27 protein-coding genes are annotated in these 24,533 nt (G+C 49.9%); 1 reads left to right on the top strand and 26 read right to left on the bottom strand.

Annotated elements, in window-relative coordinates:
- Window positions 1-242: 242 nt before the first annotated feature.
- The 18 genes from murI to IOQ59_RS15480 form a co-directional block, all read right to left on the bottom strand.
- Window positions 243-1,085 (bottom strand): glutamate racemase, encoded by an 843-nt coding sequence (gene murI, locus IOQ59_RS15395; RefSeq protein ID WP_193954341.1) that lies wholly within the window; start codon window positions 1,083-1,085, stop codon window positions 243-245.
- A gap of 3 nt (window positions 1,086-1,088) precedes the next feature.
- Window positions 1,089-2,522: a ribosome biogenesis GTPase Der gene (gene der / locus IOQ59_RS15400; RefSeq protein ID WP_193954342.1), complete on the bottom strand. Its 1,434-nt coding sequence runs from the start codon at window positions 2,520-2,522 to the stop codon at window positions 1,089-1,091.
- 88 nt (window positions 2,523-2,610) lie between these two features.
- Window positions 2,611-3,762, bottom strand: a complete 1,152-nt coding sequence (gene bamB, locus IOQ59_RS15405) for an outer membrane protein assembly factor BamB (RefSeq protein WP_193954343.1) — start codon at window positions 3,760-3,762, stop codon at window positions 2,611-2,613.
- Window positions 3,763-4,422: a YfgM family protein gene (locus tag IOQ59_RS15410; RefSeq protein WP_371871881.1), complete on the bottom strand. Its 660-nt coding sequence runs from the start codon at window positions 4,420-4,422 to the stop codon at window positions 3,763-3,765. It lies immediately after the preceding gene.
- Between the two features lie 26 nt (window positions 4,423-4,448).
- Entirely contained in the window at window positions 4,449-5,687 is a 1,239-nt protein-coding gene (gene hisS, locus IOQ59_RS15415; RefSeq protein ID WP_228050948.1) for a histidine--tRNA ligase, read from the bottom strand.
- Window positions 5,688-5,744: 57 nt separating this feature from the next.
- Window positions 5,745-6,827 (bottom strand): RodZ domain-containing protein, encoded by a 1,083-nt coding sequence (locus IOQ59_RS21645; RefSeq protein WP_193954345.1) that lies wholly within the window; start codon window positions 6,825-6,827, stop codon window positions 5,745-5,747.
- Window positions 6,824-7,591, bottom strand: coding sequence for a type IV pilus biogenesis/stability protein PilW (pilW, locus tag IOQ59_RS15425; protein WP_193954346.1), 768 nt, complete (start codon window positions 7,589-7,591; stop codon window positions 6,824-6,826). Before pilW ends, IOQ59_RS21645 begins: the two co-directional genes overlap by 4 nt.
- A gap of 13 nt (window positions 7,592-7,604) precedes the next feature.
- Window positions 7,605-8,738, bottom strand: a complete 1,134-nt coding sequence (gene rlmN, locus IOQ59_RS15430) for a dual-specificity RNA methyltransferase RlmN (RefSeq protein ID WP_193954347.1) — start codon at window positions 8,736-8,738, stop codon at window positions 7,605-7,607.
- A 63-nt stretch (window positions 8,739-8,801) separates the two neighbouring features.
- Window positions 8,802-9,209, bottom strand: coding sequence for a nucleoside-diphosphate kinase (ndk, locus tag IOQ59_RS15435; RefSeq protein ID WP_193954348.1), 408 nt, complete (start codon window positions 9,207-9,209; stop codon window positions 8,802-8,804).
- A gap of 126 nt (window positions 9,210-9,335) precedes the next feature.
- Complete coding sequence (iscX, locus tag IOQ59_RS15440; protein WP_193954349.1) at window positions 9,336-9,536, bottom strand: Fe-S cluster assembly protein IscX; 201 nt, start codon at window positions 9,534-9,536, stop codon at window positions 9,336-9,338.
- Between the two features lie 12 nt (window positions 9,537-9,548).
- Window positions 9,549-9,887: an ISC system 2Fe-2S type ferredoxin gene (gene fdx, locus IOQ59_RS15445; RefSeq protein ID WP_193954350.1), complete on the bottom strand. Its 339-nt coding sequence runs from the start codon at window positions 9,885-9,887 to the stop codon at window positions 9,549-9,551.
- Entirely contained in the window at window positions 9,887-11,770 is a 1,884-nt protein-coding gene (gene hscA / locus IOQ59_RS15450; RefSeq protein ID WP_193954351.1) for a Fe-S protein assembly chaperone HscA, read from the bottom strand. The genes fdx and hscA overlap by 1 nt, the downstream gene beginning before the upstream one ends.
- An 11-nt stretch (window positions 11,771-11,781) precedes the next feature.
- Complete coding sequence (hscB, locus tag IOQ59_RS15455; protein WP_193954352.1) at window positions 11,782-12,309, bottom strand: Fe-S protein assembly co-chaperone HscB; 528 nt, start codon at window positions 12,307-12,309, stop codon at window positions 11,782-11,784.
- An 18-nt stretch (window positions 12,310-12,327) separates the two neighbouring features.
- The gene (gene iscA, locus IOQ59_RS15460; protein WP_193954353.1) at window positions 12,328-12,651 is read right to left on the bottom strand and encodes an iron-sulfur cluster assembly protein IscA; all 324 of its coding nucleotides are present in this window, start codon (window positions 12,649-12,651) and stop codon (window positions 12,328-12,330) included.
- 50 nt (window positions 12,652-12,701) lie between these two features.
- Window positions 12,702-13,088, bottom strand: a complete 387-nt coding sequence (gene iscU, locus IOQ59_RS15465; protein WP_193954354.1) for a Fe-S cluster assembly scaffold IscU — start codon at window positions 13,086-13,088, stop codon at window positions 12,702-12,704.
- Between the two features lie 29 nt (window positions 13,089-13,117).
- The gene (locus IOQ59_RS15470; RefSeq protein ID WP_193954355.1) at window positions 13,118-14,332 is read right to left on the bottom strand and encodes an IscS subfamily cysteine desulfurase; all 1,215 of its coding nucleotides are present in this window, start codon (window positions 14,330-14,332) and stop codon (window positions 13,118-13,120) included.
- A 22-nt stretch (window positions 14,333-14,354) separates the two neighbouring features.
- Window positions 14,355-14,855, bottom strand: coding sequence for a Fe-S cluster assembly transcriptional regulator IscR (iscR, locus tag IOQ59_RS15475; RefSeq protein WP_193954356.1), 501 nt, complete (start codon window positions 14,853-14,855; stop codon window positions 14,355-14,357).
- 162 nt (window positions 14,856-15,017) lie between these two features.
- Entirely contained in the window at window positions 15,018-15,761 is a 744-nt protein-coding gene (locus tag IOQ59_RS15480) for an RNA methyltransferase (protein WP_193954357.1), read from the bottom strand.
- A gap of 128 nt (window positions 15,762-15,889) precedes the next feature.
- Here IOQ59_RS15480 and IOQ59_RS15485 point away from each other — a divergent pair, with 128 nt between their 5' ends.
- A complete protein-coding gene (locus IOQ59_RS15485; RefSeq protein WP_193954358.1) occupies window positions 15,890-16,702 on the top strand; it encodes an inositol monophosphatase family protein in 813 nt (270 codons plus the stop codon).
- Between the two features lie 128 nt (window positions 16,703-16,830).
- Here the strand turns inward: IOQ59_RS15485 and IOQ59_RS15490 are convergent, their stop codons facing one another.
- The 8 genes from IOQ59_RS15490 to miaA form a co-directional block, all read right to left on the bottom strand.
- A complete protein-coding gene (locus tag IOQ59_RS15490) occupies window positions 16,831-18,126 on the bottom strand; it encodes an adenylosuccinate synthase (RefSeq protein WP_193954359.1) in 1,296 nt (431 codons plus the stop codon).
- 38 nt (window positions 18,127-18,164) lie between these two features.
- Window positions 18,165-19,340, bottom strand: coding sequence for an ATP phosphoribosyltransferase regulatory subunit (locus tag IOQ59_RS15495; protein WP_193954360.1), 1,176 nt, complete (start codon window positions 19,338-19,340; stop codon window positions 18,165-18,167).
- Between the two features lie 30 nt (window positions 19,341-19,370).
- Window positions 19,371-19,568, bottom strand: a complete 198-nt coding sequence (locus tag IOQ59_RS15500) for a DUF2065 domain-containing protein (RefSeq protein WP_193954361.1) — start codon at window positions 19,566-19,568, stop codon at window positions 19,371-19,373.
- Between the two features lie 127 nt (window positions 19,569-19,695).
- Window positions 19,696-20,580 (bottom strand): protease modulator HflC, encoded by an 885-nt coding sequence (gene hflC, locus IOQ59_RS15505; protein WP_193954362.1) that lies wholly within the window; start codon window positions 20,578-20,580, stop codon window positions 19,696-19,698.
- On the bottom strand, window positions 20,580-21,806 hold the full coding sequence (hflK, locus tag IOQ59_RS15510; RefSeq protein ID WP_193954363.1) for an FtsH protease activity modulator HflK: 1,227 nt from the start codon (window positions 21,804-21,806) through the stop codon (window positions 20,580-20,582). The genes hflC and hflK overlap by 1 nt, the downstream gene beginning before the upstream one ends.
- Before the next feature lie 145 nt (window positions 21,807-21,951).
- Window positions 21,952-23,253, bottom strand: a complete 1,302-nt coding sequence (gene hflX / locus IOQ59_RS15515; RefSeq protein ID WP_193954364.1) for a ribosome rescue GTPase HflX — start codon at window positions 23,251-23,253, stop codon at window positions 21,952-21,954.
- A gap of 8 nt (window positions 23,254-23,261) precedes the next feature.
- A complete protein-coding gene (gene hfq, locus IOQ59_RS15520) occupies window positions 23,262-23,504 on the bottom strand; it encodes an RNA chaperone Hfq (RefSeq protein ID WP_193954365.1) in 243 nt (80 codons plus the stop codon).
- 115 nt (window positions 23,505-23,619) lie between these two features.
- Entirely contained in the window at window positions 23,620-24,525 is a 906-nt protein-coding gene (miaA, locus tag IOQ59_RS15525; RefSeq protein ID WP_193954447.1) for a tRNA (adenosine(37)-N6)-dimethylallyltransferase MiaA, read from the bottom strand.
- Window positions 24,526-24,533: the final 8 nt, after the last annotated feature.

Below are 24,533 nucleotides of genomic sequence, written 5' to 3' on the forward strand. Positions count from 1 at the left end.
AGGCGCATATTTTACTGTGCGCCGCGTCGATGTCAACCGTTTATTTGCAAGTTTTTCAAAAGTTTTTGAAGACTTGCTGGTGACTCGACCTGCTGGAATGATCCGTTAATTTACGTTGTAAATCAAGGGGTTATTTCAGCAGTCTCGCGATCCGTTTGCTGTCCGAAGAAGCTGTTGTCTCAAGCGAGGAGGCGTATTCTATAGAGTGGAGTTTGTAAGTCAAGCGCTTATCTTCAAATTTATTAAATCTTTTGAAAATGCTGTATATCAATCAACTCGACGGCGCCTGACTCTATTGTTTCTCTGAAGAAGTTACGAGCAACACGAACAAAACGCTCGGGACCATCAGTGACCAGAAACGATACCTTCCCCTGAATAGCGCTGCTATTAGCCAACGCATGATCCCGCAGCAGCCGTTTAACAACCAGGGCAGTCGTTTCTGCTGAGTCTACTAAGTGAACGTGCTCACCCATTACCTTTGATATTGCTCTTTTAAGGACAGGGAAATGAGTACACCCCAATACCAATGTATCGATACCGGCATCCTTACCTTCACGTATCGGCTGCAGACAACGCGAGACGATTTGCTCCACCAACTCTCCCTCGTGCCATCCCTCTTCTGCTAACGCAACGAACAGAGAACAAGCCAGTGCCTGAATAGTCGCGTCAGGTCGACGCTGAAGGATCGCACTTTGATAAGCCTGATTATTAACGGTGCTTTCTGTGGCAATCACGCCTATCCGTCCCGTCTGGCTTACACCACAACTGGCATCCGCCCCCGGACCTACCACCCCTACAATAGGCATTTCAGGATATTGGCAAGCAAGCGGTTCAACCGCAACAGCAGACGCTGTATTACAGGCAATTACAACGAATTTGACCTTTCGCTCCCGCAACGCTCTAACAGCCTGATCGGCATAACGTGTTACAGAAGCGGAGCTTTTCGTGCCGTAGGGAACACGTGCCGTGTCCCCCAGGTAGAGAAGATTTTCATTGGGCAGAGCTTCACGAAGTGCATTCAGAACCGTCAGCCCACCCACACCAGAATCAAAAACACCAATCGGCAGCTGACTGATACACGTCATAACTTACTTTTTCTTACGTGATTTTTTACGCGCTTGTTTCTTCAGATCCTGAATGTGCCGACCTTGGCGCTCTTTTTTCGCAACCTGACGCGGCGTCAATACATTGCGTTTACCCTCGAACGGGTTATCACCCGTACGAAACTCGAAACGCACCGGTGTACCTTTAATCGCCAACACCTGAGTGAACTTATTCTCAAGGTAACGTTTATAGGAACCCGGCAAAGAATCTGTCTGATTGCCATGCACAACAATGATTGGCGGGTTCGAGCCCCCCTGATGGGCATAACGCAACTTGATACGACGCCCACTGACCATAGGCGGCTGGTGATCGGCCACCATATCTTCCAGTAAACGCGTTAGCTTACTGGTAGACCATTTCTCCATGGCACACTGATAGGCTTCATCAATTGAGCCATACATATCGCCGACACCACTACCATGCAGCGCGGAGATAAAGTGCATCCGTGCAAAACCGGCAAACTCCAGCTTGCGACGGATCTGCTCGCGCACCCGCTCTTTCTGCTCGTAATCCATCCCATCCCATTTGTTGAGAGAGATCACCAGCGAGCGCCCAGTATCCATCACAAAACTCAGCATGCTGAGATCCTGATCCGTCACACCTTCACGCGCATCAATCACCACTACAACGACATTTGCATCACGCACCGCTTGCAGTGTTTTAACAATGGAAAACTTTTCGACTGCTTCTTTGATATTTTTACGACGGCGGATACCCGCCGTATCAATCAACGTATAGGCATCACCGTCTCGCTCATACGGAATATAAACGCTGTCACGTGTAGTACCCGCCTTGTCGAACACGACAACACGATCCTCACCCAACATCCGGTTTACCAGTGTAGATTTACCGACGTTCGGTCGACCAACTACGGCAATTTTAACGCTTTTATCAATCACATCTGCAAGCGCTTTATCCACCTCGACATCAGGTACAAGCTGCAAGACGTATTCAATCAGAGCGGTTACGCCACGACCATGAGAAGCGGCAATTGGGGTTGGCGCGCCCAAGCCCAAACCATGGAAATCACCCATGGCAACATCCGGGTCGATACCGTCTGTTTTATTGACCACGAGAAAGCATTCTTTCTCTTTACGGCGCAGATAGTCAGCCAAACGCTCATCATCTGGATTCAGACCTGCCCGACCGTCAACCAGGAACAAAACGATATCTGCTTCGTCAACGGCTTGTAGAGACTGTCGAGCCATCTCGTAATCGATGCCTTTTTCATCACCTGTGATACCGCCTGTATCTACGACAATGTAGTCTTTTTCGCCAACACGTCCTTCACCGTATTTACGGTCACGGGTTAATCCCGGAAGGTCAGCCACAAGCGCATCACGGCTCTTGGTCAGACGATTAAATAGTGTAGATTTACCGACATTTGGTCGGCCCACAAGTGCAATTACGGGAAGCATGAACTCTCTCCTGCTAATGGCAGGTAAAAAATAAAACGGCGACTACCCGCACAAAGCTGGTAGCCGCCCTATTGTTAAACGGGGTTGATTACTTCAGTTTTAGAGCAACCAAACGACCACTATTACCCAGAACATAAAGAACATTTTCGAATGACAACATGTCACCCAGCACCCCATCACTGTCTACTTTGTAACGCGCGATAAAGTGACCGTCGACCTGCGACATGAAATGCAGGTAACCTTCAGCATCGGCGACTGCAAGCGAGCTGCTCAAAGCAACTGGGGATGTAATTGAGCGATTTTCCAATGCATTCTGCTGCCATACGCTGGCACTGCTGGATTGATCAAACGCCTGCACAAAATCATTCGCCTCACTCACGTAAACATTGCCAAACCCTGCGGCAAGGCTACGATAGCTTGATACATTCTGTGACCACAAAATCTGTGCTTTACGCGGGTCCATCGCAATCAAACGACCTTGATAGCTGGTGACAAACAGACGACCATCGGCCAGCAGCGGGCGGCCGTCGATATCAACCATGCGCTCCAGTTCAGAACGCCCCTGAGGAATCGCAGCTTTACGTTCCCAAACCACTCGGCCTTTAGCATTATCAACGGCAACGACTTTGCCACTGGCAAATCCCGCCAGGGTTACATTCTGCGTAACAACCGGGGAACTAGTCCCTCGTAAAGTCAAACGAGGCACCAGGTTGTCATAGGTCCAGCGGCGCTCACCCGTCACTCGGTCAAACGCCACCAAACGACCATTAATCAGCTGGGCAACAACGAGATCCGAGTTTATCTGCGGAGCAGCTACCACCTCGGTGCTAACTTTTGCTCGCCACTGTTCAGCGCCATCAACATCACTCAATGCAATGACTTCACCTACCTCAGATGCCAGTGCAACAGTGCCATAACCGGCACCAACACCACCACTTGCCGGCAGTTCAAGTTCTGTATCCCAAAGACGCTGACCGTCTTTACGGGAGAAAGCCTGTACACGTCCATTGCTGTCATTGGCGAAAATCCGATCCCCCCAGATCGCAGGCTGGAACTGGTGGTATTTTTCACCTAAACCAGAACCAACATCGGCACTCCAAAGTACATCTACCGATTTTTCGGCTTCAAAGGACACCAGTGAATTTGGTGCGATCTCTTCTTCGGAGTCACCCCAAAATCCACAACCTGAGATCATCACCGCCATGGCGGTAGCAGCAACGCCGCGTACAAGCATTTTCATTTACTGTTCCTTTACGGCAAGGTCATCCAGTTTGATCGTCAACAAAGGGCGTGAACCACCTTGCCCTGTCGCACTTTGTGCTTTCTGATAAGCGGAACGAGCGGCCTCTTTATCCCCTTTCGCCAACAGCAGGTCACCCTTCAGCTCTTCAACACTTGCCAGGAACGCACCGGCTTTAAGACCTGCTAGCAAAGAAAGCGCTTCATCAGCACTTCCCTTTTCCGCCAACAGGCGGGCTTTACGTATAGAGGCAACCACTTGCATTTCAGGTGTCGGCTTATGGGTCAACACCCAGTCTAACTCAGCCAACGCCTGATCATACTCTTTTGCATCAACCGCAATGCGCGCCTGAACAAGTGCAGCAAACTTAGCGTACGCTGTGCTCTCGTAGTCACCTTTCAGCTGCGATGCCAGATGTTTAGCCGTCGCTAATTGCGCATCATCGCTTTGAGGCCCAATGCCTGAGACCACTGCTTCGACCATATTCTGATACAGAATCGAGGCATTCTCCGCTTCAACCGCCTGACGATCCTGCCAACCTTTCCAACCAACAACCGCAGCAACAGCGAGGCCTACACCCAGAATCAGCGATTTGCCGTTTTCTTTCCACCACTGTGACAGTGCCTGGACCTGTTCTTCATCAGTACGTATCTCTGACACGCTATACTCCTGTTATTCGTGATCAGTCATGCATTCCAAACGGCTTTAATGACCGTATCGAGGTCAGCCTGTGCGATATCAAAACGGGGCTCTTCACCCTGCCACAGGGTTGCGACCAACCCTTCATCCGCCTGTTTAACCAAAGCGATCAAAGGTGCTCCGGTTTGACGGGCTTTTGCCCCAATATTCTTTAACCCGGCACAGTGTACACGTACCCGCAGCCCCGGCACAGCATCTCTCAAGTGCTCAGCCAGTGAGATTACCTGATTCTGCAGACCTTTATGTTCAGCGGCGAGATATAGATCAAATGGCTGACGCACACCCTCTGGGATCACATCTAGCGTTTCCAGCAACAGAATAAGACGCTCTACACCCATGGCAAAGCCAACCGCCGGTGTAGGACGACCACCTAATTGCTTAACCAGACCATCATAACGACCACCTGCACAAACCGTTCCCTGAGCCCCCAGTTTATCGGTTACCCATTCAAAAACTGTCTTGCAGTAATAATCCAGGCCACGTACCAAACGAGGGTTAATTTCATACTTCACCCCTGCTGCGTCTAACATTTCACGCAAATCAGAAAAATGGGCCCGGGAATCGTCGTCCAGATAATCACTCAACACGGGAGCATCATCGAGCAATGCCTGAGTGCTTGAGTCTTTGCTGTCTAGAATACGCAGTGGGTTCGATTCCAGGCGACGTAAACTATCCTCATCCAGCTGATCCTTACGCGCTTCCAGATACTCCACCAACGCAGCACGGTATTCTGCACGCGCCTCATTGGAACCCAGAGAGTTCAGCTGCAGCGTTACGGCATCGAGAAGGCCCAGCTTTTTCCATAGCCGGGCACTTAACATGATCACCTCAGCGTCGATATCCGCAGACGCCATACCAAAGGTTTCAACACCGATCTGATGGAACTGACGGTAACGCCCTTTCTGAGGTTTCTCATAGCGAAACATCGGACCCGTGTACCACAAACGCTGTGTCTGGTTGAACAATAAACCATGCTCTTCGCCCAAACGTACGCAGCTCGCAGTACCTTCCGGACGCAGGGTCAGGCTTTCGCCGTTGCGATCCTCAAAGGTGTACATCTCTTTCTCAACGATGTCGGTCACTTCACCGATCGAGCGTTTAAAAAGCTCAGTCTGCTCAACGATTGGCATACGAACTTCGTTGTATCCATATTCACTGAGTACCGCTTTAACGGTATTTTCCAGATACTGCCAAACAGGTGTCTGCTCTGGCAATATATCGTTCATTCCACGAATGGCTTTTACTTTGGCCAACTCTAAAATCCTAAAACTATTTACAAATATTTATTCAACAACAGGCAACGTCATGCGCAAGATGTTGCCGCGCCCACGCTGTGTCAGCTCTACGGCCTGGTTATTAAAGGTCAGACTATCCACCGAAGACAACGCTCCAAGTGTCACTTTCATCGGCGCGGCCCCCCGAACATCTACCCCACGGGCAGCACCGCGCACACTCGCAACCAGTAACTTCCCTGAACTATCACGCACCTCAACCCAGCAGTCGGCATCAAAGCTGATCTTTAGATGCCCTTCACCTTCAACAACCGAAGCAGGTTTATCAACAACCGGGACTTCCTGCACATCCGCCGTGGCAACAACATCCTCAGCAACTGCCTCCGTATTGGATACAGCCTCCACTGAACTGTCGCCCCCATTTACAACCTGCGCGGGCTCATCCCCACCAAGACTTGAGCTGACAATAGGGGCTACAGCTACATCCATCTCGCTAGATACCGACGGCTCGACAGCAACCGTCTCAGGTATGGCTGAAACATGATTGAGTTCAGAATCGCTAGCGAGTTCAGAAACCTCTACAGGCTGGCTGACAATCTCTTTTTCCTGTTCAGTGGAAATAGTAGCCACTACCTCAACGGGCGACGCTGCAGAATCAGGCTCAGACTCAATATTAAATGTTGTAACAGCAGGTACATCTGCGGTTACAGGCCGCTGATTCACCCACCAATTCACAGCACCTGCGGCCCCTAGCAGCACAACAATAGACAAAACCCACTTTGCACCTCCGCCTTTACGTTGCGGCTCTTCCAAACCGCCACCTATACTCTTGAGAGGCTTAACACCTGCCTTCGGGGTGCTACCTGTGAAACGCTCATAATCAGCAACCGCCTGCTGCTCATCGAGCCCCAGATGTCGCGCATACGCCCTAAGATAACCCAGAGCAAATACTCGATTTGGCAAATCACTGAGGCGTCCTTCTTCGATTGCGACCAAATGACTGGAGGAAAAGTTCAGTGTAGACGCCACTTCCTCTACATCTTGCCCTTTCGCCTCACGCGCAGCAGCAAATTCCGCTCCTGGGAAAATTTCTTCTACCGTTTCTTCCTTATCTAGCTGTGTCTGGCTACTCACCGTGCTGACTCCTCATACAGCTTGTACTCTGCAGAATCCGGAAAAAGATTCTTCAATAGCAATGCATAGATTGCGGCTTGCGACGCTTGCCCACGCTCGCGGGCTATTTGGATTCCTACCCAAAGGCTCTTAGCATAATGCGCGACACGACGACGTTCTACCAATCCATTGAAGCGTTCGAAGTACGACTCGGCCTCATTTAACCGCCCTTGATCAAGCTCAATGCTCGCTAACTCAATCATAGAAATTACACGTGAAGGGCTAATTTGCAGCGCACGCTCGAAGGCATGTTTGGCGGCAGCAGAATTATTGAGATTGTTGTAGCAACGTGCGAGGTTTTCAAAAGCTTGTGCGCGCCGATTATAAAACGGATCCTGAGTCGCCTGCGCCAATTCCTCACAAGCCTCTTCGTATCGTCCCGCAGCGTATAAAAATGCACCAAAATTATTGCGAATCATTGCTGATTGCGGCGCTTGATCGGTCGCCTTACGGAAATATTCTTCTGCTAATGCGGCTTCGCCTTCCAACTGGAAGACCAACGCCAAACCGTTAAAAGCCTCAGCATCGGATGGAATTAACGCAAGAGACTTTTGGAAGGATTTTTTTGCCCCTTGCAGATCGCCTGCCTGCAAGTACTCGATACCGAGACGGTTATAGGCTGCATTCGCGGCATCGGCTCCATCTCCACCACGACGCACATTATCGCTACTGCACCCACTCAGCAGTATCAGCGTCAGAATCAGTGTTAGACGTAAACCGTTCACCCAAAGGCTCCTATTAAGGCTTGCTTATCTCCTGCGGAGAAACCTCTTGTATCACAGGAATATATTTTTGACTACGGCGGGTACGGTCAGCAACCTGCCCTACCAACTGCCCGCACGCGGCATCAACATCATCGCCCCGTGTCTTACGCACCGTTGTCAGTACACCACCGTTCAACATAACCTGTTTGAACGCCAGAATGGCACTATCACTTGGACGCTCATATCCTGAATTAGGAAACGGGTTAAATGGAATCAAGTTTAATTTGGAAGGCAGTCGGCGCAACACCTTCACCAACTGGCGTGCGTGTTCCGGCTGATCGTTTACACCCGCGATCAGCGTATATTCAACCGTCGCGACACGTTTATCGTTCAAACCACTTAAGTAACGATTACATGCATCAATAAGTTCGTTAATTGGATAACGCTTATTAATTGGCACCAGCTGATCGCGCAATTCGTCATTTGGCGCGTGCAAAGACACCGCCAGAGAAACATCTGTCACTTCACCGAGCTTGTCGATCGCAGGCACAACACCCGCCGTGGACAAGGTCACGCGACGTTTAGATAAGCAATATGCGTTGTCTTCCATCATCAGATGGATTGCATCAACGACATTGTCAAAATTCATCAACGGTTCGCCCATACCCATCAATACCACATTAGTGACACGACGATCTCCGGAAGGATCAAACGGACCAAAAGAGCGGATGGCAATACGAACCTGACCAATAATTTCAGCAGCAGACAGGTTTCGGTTAAAGCCCTGTTTACCGGTAGAGCAGAAACTGCAATCCAAAGCACAGCCTATCTGAGAAGACACACACAGTGTCGCCCGGCCATTTTCAGGAATTAGCACAGCTTCAACGCAGGAGCCGCCATCAGTACGGATAACCCACTTACGAGTACCGTCTTTGGAGACATTTTCGAGCACCACTTCCGGATCTCGAATCTCTGCGATCTTACTAAGTTTTTCACGCAAGGCTTTGGAGATATTGGTCATCTCATCAAAGCTGGTTGCGCCAAGCTGATGAATCCATTTCAGCACTTGGGTGGCACGAAAACGTTTTTCGCCAATCTCATCAAAGAATGCTTCCAGCTTGGCCGGAGACATACCCAGCAGATTTACCTTAGTGGTGGATTCAGTCATAGAACTCAACTCAGTTATGTGTAAAGCAATGACCGCCCCGCGAAGGGAGCGGTCTGTCAGCAATTACTTGCCGAAGAAGTATGCGATTTCGCGCTCTGCAGAAGTAGCAGAGTCGGAACCGTGTACTGCGTTCGCGTCGATAGACTCAGCGAAGTCACGACGGATAGTGCCTTCAGCCGCTTCCTGAGGGTTAGTTGCACCCATCAGATCACGGTTCTGAGCAATAGCGTTTTCACCTTCCAGAACCTGTACAACAACAGGACCAGAAGTCATGAACGCAACCAGATCAGCGAAGAAAGGACGTTCTTTGTGCTCAGCGTAGAAGCCTTCAGCGTCTGCCTGAGACAGCTGCTTCATCTGCATATCTACAACTTTCAGATCCGCCGCTTCAAAGCGAGCTACGATCTGACCAATTACGTTTTTTGCAACTGCGTCCGGCTTGATGATGGACAGTGTACGTTCGATTGCCATTATTTCTAAATCCCCGAAAGTATTAAGGACATACCAAAAATTAAACGCGCAATTATACGCGAGGTTCATTGCAGTGAACAGCGCCACGCAATGTAAAAAAGGCCCGGAACATTCCGGGCCTTTTCATTAATCCTGCTCTTCGATCCAGGCTGCCTGTATGGCTTCCAGAATCTTTTCTCCGCAGCGATTGGGGTCGTCATCAAATTCATCCAAACCCATCACTTTTTCATAAAGATCCGGAAAGCTGATAGTCAGCGGATCCTGATCGGGATATTGCTCGCATAGCTCTATCGCAATATCGATCACATCTACCCATTTAAGACTCATAGCCACTCCCGCTTAGTGCCGTTCAGACACCTGATTGATTGTGTACTTGGGAATCTCTACTACCAGATCCTCATCCGCCACAACAGCCTGACAGCTCAACCGCGATTCTGGCTCCAGACCCCATGCTTTATCCAACATGTCATCTTCCAGCTCATCAGACTCTTCCATCGACTCAAAGCCTTCACGTACAATCACATGACACGTTGTACACGCACAAGACTTTTCACAAGCGTGCTCAATCTCAATCCCATGCTGCAGCGCTGCATCACATACAGTAATACCCGGCTCAACATCTATAACCTGACCGTCCGGGCACAGCTCTTCGTGGGGCAGAAAAATAATCTGCGGCATTACTTCTTCTCCTCAATCTCATCGATCGTATGCCCCTGGAGGGCTTTCTGGATCCCATGATCCATACGACGCGATGCAAAGAAATCACTTTCATTTGATAGGACAACGATACCTTTCTCGATCGCATCCGCATCATCACCATTACGTAGCGCAATAAGCTGCGACATCTCACCCAGCAACATCTCACGTTCATCCTGAGTCAGCAACTGATCGCCATCTGCTTCAATCGCCTGCTCCAGCGCAACCAACAAGCGATCAGCCTCAACTTGCTGCTCGCGCAATCGACGCCGGTTCAAATCACCTTCGGCCAGGCTATAGGAGTCCTGCAGCATTTGCGCAATCTCGCCGTCGCTCAAACCGTAGGATGGTTTAACCTGAATACTGCTTTCCACTCCTGTGGATAACTCTTTTGCCGCCACATTCAGCAGACCATCCGCATCCACCTGAAATGTCACTCTAATCTTTGCCGCACCCGCAGCCATTGGCGGTATGCCACGCAGTACAAACCGCGCTAACGAACGACAATCCTCAACCAGCTCACGCTCACCTTGCAGAACATGAATCGCCATCGCCGTTTGACCATCCTGGTAGGTCGTAAACTCCTGAGCCCGCCCCACCGGAATGGCTGTATTCCTATGCACAACCTTCTCAACCAACCCACCCATCATCTCCAAACCCAATGAGAGTGGTATTACATCCAACAGCAACATATCACTGTCTGGCTTATTACCGGCCAATACATCAGCCTGTATCGCAGCACCTACCGCGACAACGCGGTCTGGATCGATATCGATATGTAACTCACGGCTAAAGAAACCCGATACTCTTTCTCGCACCAGCGGTACTCGAGTGGAGCCTCCCACCATAACAACATCCTTCACCTCGTCTGCATTGATGCCAGAGTCTTTCAGGGTGCGTTTACAAGCACGCAAAGTACGCGCGACCAGTTTTTCAATTAACGCATCAAACTGAGCACGACTAACAGCAACGCTCCCTTTCAGGTCAGCGTAATCCAGCTGCGCATTAACGGAATCTGCATCCGTTAATCCTTCTTTAACCTCTCGGGCCTTTTCTGTGAGGTAACGCGCCAACCCGGTATCAAGCGTATCGACTTCCAGCCCCTGCTCCTCGGCAATCCAAGTCGCAAGCGCCAAATCGAAATCATCCCCACCCAGCGCACTGTCTCCACCGGTCGCCAACACCTCGAAGACACCTTTATTCAATCTCAGTATGGAGATATCGAAGGTACCGCCACCCAGGTCATACACCGCAATAACGCCTTCTGCGGATTCATCCAAACCATAGGCAACGGCAGCAGCCGTCGGCTCATTTAACAGTCGCAGCACCTTTATATTCGCCAAAGTTGCAGCATCTTTAGTCGCCTGACGCTGAGCCTCGTCGAAATACGCTGGTACAGTTATAACAGCACCAACGATTTCTCCGCCCAGAGAATCTTCAGCTCTCTGTGTCAGTACACTCAGAATATCCGCAGACACCTGTACCGGGCTTTTCTGCCCAGCCACCGTAGAGATAAACGGCATGCTATTGTCGCCCGCGACAAAGCGATAAGGAGCTTCCGCACCCAATGCACGCACATCTTCTACGCCACGCCCCATCAAACGTTTAACGGATACAATGGTGTTATAGGGGTCGAATGAGGCTTTTTCACGTGCCGCTGAACCCACTTCCTGACGTCCGCAATCCAGATAGCGCACAACCGACGGTAAAATATGCTGACCATCAGCATCAGGCAGCGTAACAGCTTCACCACTTTTCACGGTTGCAACCAGTGAGTTAGTGGTACCCAAGTCTATACCCACAGCTAATTTATGCTGATGGGGAGCGGCACTCTGGCCGGGTTCTGCGATCTGTAACAGCGCCATAAATCGTTTGCTCAGTCATCCAGTCGGTCTTCGAGGTTTTCAACTTCGAGCGCCAACTTCTCTAAAAACTGCATTTTTCTCACCAATGCCACCGCGGGCTCATAGGCCTGTGCGATATAGCGTTCTTCAAACTCTATACGCAGTCGCGCTAGCATTGCCTCAACTTCTTCGGACAACTCATCGAGCGCCTCGAACGGATCAGCCTGATCCGGGATCTCTTCCAACTGCTCACGCAGCTCCATCTGCTGCATCAAGAACACAGGATCTATCGCCACCGAGCTTTCACTCGCGGTATCAAACCCGTGTAACTTAAGAAGATACTGTGCGCGAGGCAAAGGTGTCTTGAGCGTTGTCACAGCTTCGTTCAAATAAGCCGTATATTGCTCAGACAGGCGTCGCTCTCGATCAGATAGATGGGCATGCCGATCCGGATGCAGCGTCTTTTGCAGATCTAAATATCGCTCAGACAACTTAATCGGATCGATTTGGAAGGAAACCGGCAGGGCAAACAGCTCAAAAAAATTCTTACTAATATCCATTGCTCTGCCCGGTATGGATTATACGTTGAAACTTTCGCCGCAACCGCATTCACTGCTTACGTTAGGGTTGTTGAATTTAAAGCCTTCATTCAACCCTTCTTTCACGAAATCCAACTCAGTACCATCAAGGTACAGCAGGCTTTTCGGATCAATGACGATCCGCACACCCTGAGACTCAAAAATCTCGTCCTCAGGTTGTTTTTCGTCTACGAACTCAAGCACGTAGGCCATACCGGAACAACCCGAAGTGCGCACACCCAAGCGAATACCAAAGCCATGCCCACGTTTTTCCAGATATCGCGCTACGTGCTGAACCGCAGCATCACTCATAGAAATTGCCATAAATTCACATATCCCGCCGCGGCTACCAACGGTAGCAGCGGCCTCATCAGTTACTTCTTATCCTGCTTCTCTTTGTAGTCAGCTACAGCCGCTTTAATCGCGTCTTCAGCCAGTACGGAGCAGTGAATTTTAACCGGCGGCAACGCCAGTTCTTCAGCGATCGTTGTGTTTTTCAACTCTTCCGCCTGATCCAGCGTCATACCTTTAACCCACTCTGTTACCAGCGAGCTAGAGGCGATAGCTGAACCACAACCGTAGGTTTTAAACTTGGCGTCTTCAATCACGCCTTCATCGCTAACTTTGATCTGCAGACGCATAACGTCACCGCAGGCAGGCGCACCCACCATACCGGTACCGACGCTTTCGTCACCATCATTCATTTTGCCCACATTACGAGGATTCTCGTAATGATCGATTACCTGATCACTGTAAGCCATTGTCTGACCTCCTGATTTCTCAGCTAGATTTAGTGGTGAACCCACTCTACCTTGCTAAGGTCTACACCATCTTTAAACATATCCCACAATGGAGACAGCTCACGTAACTTGCTAACTGCTTCGCGAATCTGAGCGACAGCACGATCGATGTCTTCTTCTGTAGTAAAACGTCCAAAAGAGAAACGAATGGAACTGTGTGCCATTTCATCGTTCAACCCCAGCGCACGCAGCACATAAGAAGGTTCCAGACTGGCGGAGGTACACGCCGAGCCAGAAGAAACGGCCAGATCTTTAAGAGACATCAGCAAAGATTCACCTTCAACAAAGGCAAAACTAACATTCAGATTGCTGACTACGCGCTGCTCTTTGGAGCCATTAACAAAAACTTCTTCCATATCCGCGATGCCAGCAAGAAAACGATCACGAAGTCCGAGTGCATGTGCGTTGTCTTTTGCCAGCTCTTCTTTAGCGATACGGCAGGCTTCACCCATGCCTACAATCTGGTGAGTCGGCAGTGTACCGGAGCGCATACCGCGTTCATGACCACCGCCGTGCATCTGAGCTTCCAAACGGACACGCGGTTTACGACGCACATACAACGCACCAATACCTTTAGGTCCGTAGAACTTATGCGCTGAAAAGGACATCAGATCCACTTTGGCAGCAGAGACATCAATGTCGACTTTGCCAGCACTCTGCGCAGCATCCACATGGAATATAATGCCTTTCGCACGTGTCAGCTCACCAATTGCCTGAATATCAGTAATGGTGCCAATTTCGTTATTCACATGCATCAGAGACACCAGAATAGTGTCTTCACGGATCGCATCAGCAACAATCTGAGGTTCAATTAAACCTTCGCTGTTTGGATCCAGATAAGTAACCTCAAAACCTTCGCGCTCAAGCTGACGACATGTATCGAGAACAGCTTTATGCTCAATTTTAGAGGTAATAATGTGCTTGCCTTTCTTCTGATAGAAATGCGCTGCACCTTTAATTGCCAGGTTATCAGACTCAGTTGCACCGGAAGTCCAGACGATCTCGCGAGGATCAGCAGCGATCAGGTCAGCGACCTGACGGCGAGCATTCTCTACCGCTTCTTCAGCCTTCCAGCCAAAAGCGTGTGAACGAGACGCAGGGTTACCGAAGTTACCATCCAGCGTCAGACATGCAGTCATTTTCTCAGCAACACGCGGATCTACCGGTGTAGTTGCTGAGTAATCCAGATAAATAAGCTTATTCATTCTGCTCTCCGAGCCTTCCCCTCTAAACTACCGCTTCGCCAGCTTCTGCCGGGCGAGTATCGGAGCCTACAATCATATTGTTTAACTGACGACGATCCTGCCGCTCAGCTACATCTTTCACATCTCTGCGGGCCACCAGGCTCGCGAGAGTAATATCACTCAGAAACCCGTGAATTTGAGTACTGAGGTCACACCACAAATGATGCGTCAGACAGACCTCTCCACCTTGGCAGTTCCCAGTATGCTTACAGCCTGTCGCATCAACTGATTCATTGACCGCATCAATGACTTCTGCCACATTAATACCGGCAGGTTCACGATTTAACTGATAACCGCCGCCGGGGCCGCGAACACTGCGTACCAATTCATTGCGGCGCAGTTTCGCAAAAAGCTGCTCAAGGTAGGACAGTGAAATCCCCTGCCTCTCAGAAATATCAGCAAGACTGATCGGTCCTTTACCTTCATGTAAAGCCAAATCCAGCATTGCAGTAACGGCGTAGCGCCCTTTAGTTGTTAATCGCATAATCGTCTTCCATCGCAACCTGTCGGCGAGTGTGAGCTGATTATGCAATACCCGACTAAATCAATCAACTATTAGCTTGACTATTTTTGTCGGATAATTCAAATAAAAAGGGGCATTATTTTAACACGTTTAAAGGACCACTGGACAGATTCACCTATTCGCTCACCCCAGCAGCTTCTTTTGTACCGCCTTTAGCACGCCACGCAACACATTCACTTCAACTTTATCCGGTACCGCCCGCATCAAAAGTCGGCGCATACGAGGCATCAACTGGCGTGGATTCTCAGGATCAAGGAATTCAATTTTGATCAGCGTTTCCTCTAGATGATCAAACAACCGCTCCAGCTCAGCATGATCTGCCAACTCGATATCCCAATCCGTACCCCAGGATGGCCGGTCACTCCCCCCCTTCTGATTAGCCTCCAGCTTCAACTGCTCCATGCGTAGCTCATAAGCAATCACCTGCACGGCTGCCGCGATATTCAGAGAACTGAATCCCTCAACCGATGGAATATTCACGTGGTGATGACATAGCTGAAGCTCTTCATTGGTCAAACCTCGATCTTCACGACCAAACACAATCGCCGTCTTTTGTGGTGAAGGCACAACAATCGATGCCATCTCCCTCGGATTAACCAACGGCCATGGAATATGACGCTCACGTGCACTTGTACCCACGGCCAACTGACAGTCTGCCAACGCCTCTTCCAATCCAGACACAACGCGAGCGTTCTCCAAAATATCTAACGCTCCCGAAGCACGGGCATCCGCCACTTCACTCGGAAACTCCTTTGGAGATACCAAGCAAAGATCATCCAACCCCATATTCTTCATCGCCCTGGCCACACCACCGATATTGCCCGGATGAGTGGTATTGACCAGAACTATACGTACCTTTTCCAACATATCTATTCCCAAACCGGCAATCTAAAGCGCAATATTTTAACAGAGACCCATTCAACTGTTCAGCCATCGGCCAAGCTCGGTTATAATTAGCGTTTTCCGCTCTCTAACAGTTTGTAGGTTCTAAACGCATGCAACCCATGGTTAACATCGCCCTGCGCGCAGCCCGTATCGCAGGTGAACAGATCGCGCGCTCCATTGAACGTCTCGATTTGATCAAATCCGAAGACAAAGATGTCGCTAAATTCCTGAGCGAGACCTGCAAACAGGCCGAGTCAACTGTCGTTACCACGATCCAGAAAGCCTACCCAAACCACAAAATCATTTGTGAGCACAGCGGTACGCACGAGCCACTAAAAGAAGGTCCTAGCTTCTGCTGGCACGTTAACCCGATCGACAGCCTGTCAAACTTCTCTAACGGTCTGCCAGCCTTTGCATTCAGCATCACCGGCTACCAGAATGACCGGATTGAACACGCCATCATTTTAAACCCGCTGATTGGCGAAGAGTTCACCGCAAGCCGCGGCAGAGGTGCACAACTCAATGGTCGACGCCTGCGCGTTAGCAATCGCAAAACACTGGACGGCTCACTGATTGGCTCCGGCTTCTTCAACCGCACCAGCGACAAACCGCATTTCAACGTCCACCAGGAAATGGTAAAGAACGTTACCCTGGCTGGCGGCACACTATACAACGGCGGCTCAGCTGTACTTAACCTTGCTTATACAGCAGCCGGCCGCCTGGATGGTTTTTTCCAGCTTGGACTGCACGAAAGCGAAGTAGAAGCTGGCACCCTGTTACTACAGGAAGCAGGCGGCTTAGTTGCAGACTGCTTCGGCACCAACAAGTATCGTGAAAACGGACACGTTGTAGCCGGCAACCCAAAAATGTTTAAGGCTATTCTGCAGGGTTTACGTCCAGCACTCACCCCTGACATGCAGTAAACAAAGCATCACTATAAAAAAACCGGCTATTGCCGGTTTTTTTATGCCTGAATCCACCTCACACCCACACGAAGGCACAAAAAAGCCCGGCAGATGCCAGGCTTTTTTCAGAGCATCATTCGCTCTAATTATGCATCGTACGGATTGCGCAGCACGATTGTCTCAACACGGTCAGGACCAGTAGAAACAATATCAATTGGCGCTTCAATCAACACTTCCAGACGCTTGATGTAATCACGCGCTTCCTGAGGAAGGTCATCGATAGATTTAGCACCTACTGTTGTGCCTGACCAGCCACTCAGCTCTTCATAAATCGGCTCAATAGCTTCGTAGTCTTCACTACCAGTCAAAGTAGAAACATCATTGCCTTGCTCATCTTTATAGCCGGTGCAAATCTTGATCGTTTCCAGACCATCCAGCACGTCCAACTTAGTCAGACAGATACCGGAGATAGAGTTAACCTGAATCGCGTGTTTCAACGCTACCGCATCAAACCAACCACAACGACGTGCACGACCCGTGGTTGAACCGAATTCGTGACCACGTTCGGCCAGACGCTGCCCCACTTCACAATCAAGCTCAGTTGGGAAAGGACCACCACCTACACGCGTGGTGTAAGCCTTAGTGATACCCAGAATATAATCCAGGTACAGCGGACCAAAACCACTACCGGTAGACGTGCCACCCGCCGTAGTATTGGAGGACGTCACATAAGGATAAGTACCATGATCGATATCCAGCAGAGAACCCTGCGCACCTTCGAACATGATGCTCTCACCCGCTTTACGCAGGTCATGCAACATCGCGGTTACATCAGCAACCATCGGACGCAGCTGCTCACCCATTTCCAGCGCTTCTTTCAGCACAGCATCGTAATCAACCGCTTCTACTTTGTAGAAGTGTTCCAGCTGGAAGTTATGATATTCCATCACTTCTTTCAGCTTCGCAGCAAAACGCTCAGTGTCCATCAGGTCACCTAAACGCAAACCACGGCGCGCTACTTTATCTTCGTACGCTGGCCCAATACCGCGACCGGTTGTACCGATCTTGGTTTTACCACGAGCCTTCTCACGTGCCTGATCCAGTGCAACGTGATATGGCAGGATCAACGGACATGCTGGACTCAGACGCAAACGCTCACGTACAGGAACATTCGCTTCTTCCAGACCACGAATCTCTTTCAGCAATGCTTCAGGCGACAGAACGACGCCGTTACCGATCAAACATGTTACGTTTTCACGCAAAATACCGGACGGGATAAGATGCAGTACAGTCTTTTCCCCATTGATAACCAGTGTGTGGCCTGCATTGTGCCCGCCTTGAAAGCGCGCTACAGCTGCAGCCTGATCAGTCAGCAGATCAACGATCTTGCCTTTACCTTCATCACCCCACTGGGTACCCAGAACAACGACGTTTCTACCCATTGTTGCCTTCTTGAGATTAGTCATTTATCAATACGAGGTTACAGACCTTTGACGGTCCACTCACCATTTTCCAGCACCAACTCGGCACTGCTTTTCACCGCCTGATTATCACCAGACAATGCTTGAATCACCCGCACGCCTTGCGCACGCAATTCGTTAATCTTTTCTAGTAGCGCAGCATCTTCCCCCGCAGGAGCAGTAACCAAAGATACTTGAGCAACCTGCAGAGACGCCAGATCAACCAACGTCTTCAGATCTGCGCTGAACCCTGTTGCCGGACGCGCACGACCGAAATCACGACCGATATCATCATAACGACCGCCTTTCGCCAGTGCCTGCCCATACGCCGGAGTGTATGCCGCAAATACAACACCTGTGTGGTAGTTATATCCACGCAACTCACTCAGATCAAAGTACAAATCTAATTCAGGGAAGCGCTTGGCAACACGTTGTGCCAACTCTTCCAAATAAGCAATTGCATCCAGCACATCTTCTGACGCATCAGAAAATAACACTTTAGCTTTTGCCAGCACCTCAATACCACCGTGCAAACGAGGCAATTCGGCCAGCAACTCCAACACACGCTCATCGACATCCAGCGTCTTCAGAAAACGCTCGATCTCCGGCAGCGCTTTACGCTGAAGCATGCCCTGATACTCATTTTGCTGCGCGGATGTCATACCCGCATCAACCATCAGACCACGGAAAATACCCACATGACCGAGATCCAAACTCAATTCTTGATCAGCACCCGCTTTGTGCAAGGTCGCAATCATCAGCGCGATAACTTCTACATCACTATCCAGCCCCGCATGACCGAACAACTCAGCACCGATCTGCAACGGATTACGTGAAGCCAGCGGCTGGGTAGAACGCGCATGCAAGACAGAGCCGCAATAACAAAGACGACTCGCACCTTCATTACGCATGCGGTGTGCATCAATACGCGCAACCTGTGGAGTGATATCTGCACGAATACCCAAGGTATGACCGCTCAACTGATCAGTCAGCTTAAAGGTGTTGAGATCAAGTTCACCGCCTACACCCGTAAGCAATGCATCCAAGTGCTCCATCAACGGAGGCAGCACCAAGTCGTATCCCCAACTATCGAACAGATCAAGCAAACGGCGACGCATCGCCTCGATCTGGCTCGCTTCCGGCGGAAGGATCTCTTTTACACCTTCCGGTAAGAGCCAACGATCTGCCAACGCCATGCAGTACTCCAACAGATATATAAATCGATGTTAATTGATCAAATACAGAATCAAGGTACCCAGCAACATACTCGCTAAGCCCATGAATCTAAGGGTTCGGTTATCCACAAGTGCCAACTGCTGTACCAAGTTACGCCATCGCTGTGGATAGAGAAAAGGAATAACCCCCTCCAGTACCAGCATCAAGCAAAAGCCAATCGCTAACTGATGCAAAAAATCCGATGACATAGGCAGTCCGCCAGGTTTCGAAACCCCACTAACACAAAAAAACCGGGCTAAAACCCGGTTGACGTATATTACCACGTAATCGCGACTATTGGAGTCCCGATTACGTGTTTTTTGTTACCACTTTCAGCTACTGTGCAGCTGCTGGCGCCTGCGGCTCAGATAGATACTTAAAGAAGTCACTATCCGGCTTCAACACCATCATATCACCGCTGCCAGTGAACGATTTGCGGTATGCCTGCAGACTACGATGGAAAGAGTAGAATTCAGGGTTCTGCTGATAAGCATTTGCATACACATTCGCTGCAGTGGCATCGCCTTCACCTCGAATCCATTCAGACTCTCGGTACGCTTCCGCCTCGACAACCGTCTTCTGACGATCTGCGTCTGCGCGAATACCTTCCGCCAGCTCTTTACCTCGCGCACGCAATTCACTTGCTTCACGCTCACGCTCGGTACGCATACGCTGATACACAGATTCAGATACGGCAGGTGGCAAATCGATACGCTTCACACGCACATCGATCACCTCGATGCCGAACTCATCTTCAGCAATTTTGCTCAGGCTCTCAGTCAACTCCTTCATCAACTGCTCACGCTCACCAGAAACCACTTCAGTTACCGTACGCTCACCAAACTGGTTACGCAGACCTGTATCTACACGGTCAGACAGAAGCTTCGCGGCACGGAACTCATCACCTGAAGTTGCGGTATAGAACTTTTCAACATTATCAATCTTCCACTTAACAAAAGAATCCACTTCCAGACTCTTTTTCTCCAGTGTCAGATACGACTGAGGCGCAGCATCCAGCGTCAACACTCGACCATCAAACAGGCGAACGTTGTTCACAATTGGAAAACGGAAATGCAAGCCAGGCTCCAGATCCGAATTCACCACCTCACCAAACTTCAGCAATACGCCACGTTCGGTTTCTTTAACAATGTATACAGAGCTATAGCCGACAAACACCGCAACAATGAGAACGATGAGAACAAACATACTAGAAGGTTTCATTAACGCCCCTCCCTACGGGTATTCAGCTGACGCTGACGCAACTGATCAATAACCTGATCAGTCACTTCACGCAAACTCTGGTTATCCAAACGCACTGGACCATTCGCATCTACACGTGGCATAGCCGCAGCCGATGTACCCTGACTCAACTTATCGAGTGGCAGATACATCATGTTATTACCACCTTCAACATCAACCAGAACCTTAGGGCTATTACCCAAGACCTGCTCCATCGTATCCAGATACAAACGCTCACGGGTAACGTCCGGCGCTTTTTCATATTCAGTCAACAACGCAGTGAAACGGCGCGCTTCACCTTCAGCCTTTGCAATGACCTCTTCACGGTAAGCATTGGCCTCCTCCAGCATACGCTGGGCCTGACCACGCGCTTCCGGAATGATGCCGTTGGAATAGGCTTCAGCCTCGTTTTTCACACGGACTTCATCTTCTCGGGCACGGATTACATCGTTAAATGCATCCTGAACCTGACTCGGCGCTTTAGCTTCTTTTACGTTGACCTTAGAGATCTGCAGACCTGTGCTGTAGTCATCCATGTAACTCTGAAGACGCTCCTGCACCTGAACAGACAGCGCTGCACGCCCCTGCGTCAGGATAGAGTGCATATCGGTTGAACCCACTACGTGACGCAACGCAGATTCAGCTGCATGCGACAAGCTAGCCTCAGGATCACGAACACTCAACTGGAAGTCTTTAGGATTGGCAATGACATACTGAACCGCCATATCCACATCAACGATATTTTCATCTTTGGTCAGCATCAACGCACGGTGCGTACGGGTACGAACCTGAGTGACATTAACCTTCTGCACTTCATCAATCAGCGGTGGATTCCAACGCAGACCCGGTCCTACCGTTTCGGCATATTTACCCAAACGAAGCACAACACCACGCTCCTGCTGATCAACGGTATACATACCCATGCCCGCCCAGAGGACTGCAGCAATCACGATCAGGATCAGGAAAAAACCAGAGCCTGATGAAGAACCAGAACCCGATCCACCACCGTCGCCGCCAAAGCCGCCACTGTTTGGTTTTTTACCGGAGCCACCAAAAATACTATTCAGACGATCCTGAAGCTTACGCAGAGCCTCATCCAGATCAGGAGGTCCCTGATCGCCGCCACCACCATTGCCGCCGCGGTTTTTACCACCACCGCCCCAAGGATCATTATTATTGCCGTTACCACCCGGCTCATTCCAAGCCATTACGTGTCTCCGTTCCAAAAGCTTGATTCGCTGAGGAAAATTGTAGGTAGCCCCTAATTACTGTGCAAGCAACATTTGCATTTATCCGACAAAAGAGCGGATCTATTTAAATATAGTCGCAAAGAAAAGGATTTTACCCAGCTATTTAATGATGGACCTCAACTGAACAATAGCGTTCAGCCGGAATATCCAACCGACTCAAAAGTTGTAGCAGATCTTTTTTCTGCAACCGTATTTCCAGCTGCATATGCCCCTGATCATCATAGGACTCGTTCAGAACCGCACCCTGATCGTACAACTGGGCACGCAAACCACCATCGCGCGGCGATAAGCTGATCGTTTCGTGAAAAACATCGTCCGACAGCAACTCGTTCACTGCCTGTAAAAGCAGTTCAGTTCCCGCCCCAGACACCGCTGAAAGCCAAACCCTGACGGGCTGTCCTTCGTCATCACGATCAATACGCGGCGCCTGACCTTCAAGCAGATCCAGTTTGTTATAAACCTGAAGCTGAGGAATATCCTCTGCTCCGATCTCTTTTAGCACTTTCTCTACTTCGTGGATATTATCGTGACGTTCATCGTCATAACAATCTATCACATGTAACAACAGCGTTGCTTCAGACGTTTCCTGCAATGTTGCCCTAAACGACTCAACCAATTTATGCGGTAGATGGCGAATAAAGCCAACCGTATCTGCAAGAATAGCGGGACCGGCATCGTCCAGAGTGATACGTCTTAACGTTGGATCCAGCGTAGCAAACAACTGATCAGCCGCATAAATATCGGATGCCGTAATCTGGTTAAAGAGCGTCGACTTACCCGCATTGGTGTAGCCGACCAGCGATACAGTTGCGATCTCCGACCGTCGACGGGAACGACGCCCCTGATCACGCTGCTTGCGTACTTTATCCAGACGCTTGTGAATACTCTTGATACGCGCCCGAAGCATTCGCCGATCACTTTCAAGCTGAGTTTCACCCGGACCACGCAGACCGATACCACCCTTCTGACGCTCAAGGTGGGTCCAGCCACGGACCAGACGGGTCGACATATGCTCAAGTTGCGCCAGCTCTACCTGCAATTTACCCTCATGGGTACGCGCACGCTGGGCAAAAATATCCAGAATCAAGCCTGTTCGATCAAGTACTCGACACTTGATCTCATGCTCGATATTTCTTTCCTGACCGGGACTTAAGGCGTGATTAAAGATAACCAGTTCAGCACCGTGCATCTGAACAAGAGCACGTAGCTCCTCCAGTTTACCGGCACCAACAAAGAATTTCGGACTGGGCTGTGCACGTGACCCCGTCAAAAATTCGACGGGGTCGGCACCTGCTGAAAGCGCAAGCTCTTCGAGCTCTCGGGGACTTTCCTGATCGGCCTCATCGGCCAGATCTAAATGCACTAGTATGGCGAGTTCGCCAGATTCGGGACGCTCGAAGAACAATTATAACCTCAGCTGGCAGACTTAGGCTCTTCCGCCGGCGGCAGCTTCACGGGACGTGCTGGCACAACGGTTGAAATAGCGTGTTTATAGACCATTTGGCTAACTGTATTTTTCAACAGAATAACAAACTGATCGAAAGACTCGATTTGACCCTGCAACTTAATGCCATTTACCAAGAAAATGGATACGGGTACCCTTTCCTTACGCAGAGCGTTCAAATAAGGGTCTTGTAAAGATTGCCCTTTTGACATTACAAACTCCTTCCTGAAAAAATTTTCGTTATATATTTGATTATAATTTTTTATATCTGTCCAAAAATCCACCTGTATTCTAGCCCACAAGCAGAGTTTAACGACCAGCCTGTCATTATATAATGACAGAGTTAATCAATTTCAAGGCTTTAGACGTAATATCTCGATCATTTGTGTCCAGCCAGTTAAGATTTTCCCAACTTCTCAACCACGTAATCTGTCTTTTTGCCAACTGACGCGTGGCTACAACCCCTTTAAACTGCATGGTTTCGTAATCCCACTGCCCGGAAAAGCACTCCCACATCTGCCGGTAACCGACACATCGCACCGAAGGCATCGCCAGATCCAGATCTCCACGCTCCCACAATGCCCGCACTTCCTCTTCAAACCCTTGTTCCAGCATAATCTGGAAACGCTGCGCTATACGCTCATGCAACACAGAGCGTTCTGGCGGCATCACTGATAACGACACCACCGGACTATCCAGTCGCTGAGCTTGTTGCTCCGCCCAGTGTTCCGTCATAGAGCGTCCGGTTATCTCATACACTTCCAACGCACGCTGTAAACGCTGAGAATCATTTGGGTTTAATCGCTCTGCCGATTGCGGGTCAACCTCTGACAATCGAGCATGAATAGCTGACCAACCTTTCTCTGCGGCTTCTGCCTCAATACGCTGACGCACCTCAGGGTCTGCCTCAGGTAATGTCGCAAGCCCGTTCAGTAGAGCATGGAAATAAAGCATAGTTCCGCCCGTCAGCAACGGAATTTTACCTGCTTGGTGAATACGCGCGATCTCCGCCAGAGCATCCGTGCGAAACTCTGCCGCGGAATAAGCCTGCGCCGGATCACGAAGATCAATTAAGCGATGAGGATAACGCGCCAACATCTCCGCATCGGGCTTTGCGGTACCAATATTCATATCCCGGTAGATCATCGCAGAGTCGACACTGACGATCTCACACGGAAGATGATCGTAGAGATCCATTGCCAGTGCAGTTTTGCCCGAGGCGGTTGGCCCCATCAAGAATA

It is taken from the genome of Pontibacterium sinense, assembly GCF_015209595.1.
GTDB classification, from domain to species: Bacteria; Pseudomonadota; Gammaproteobacteria; order Pseudomonadales; family Balneatricaceae; genus Pontibacterium; species Pontibacterium sinense.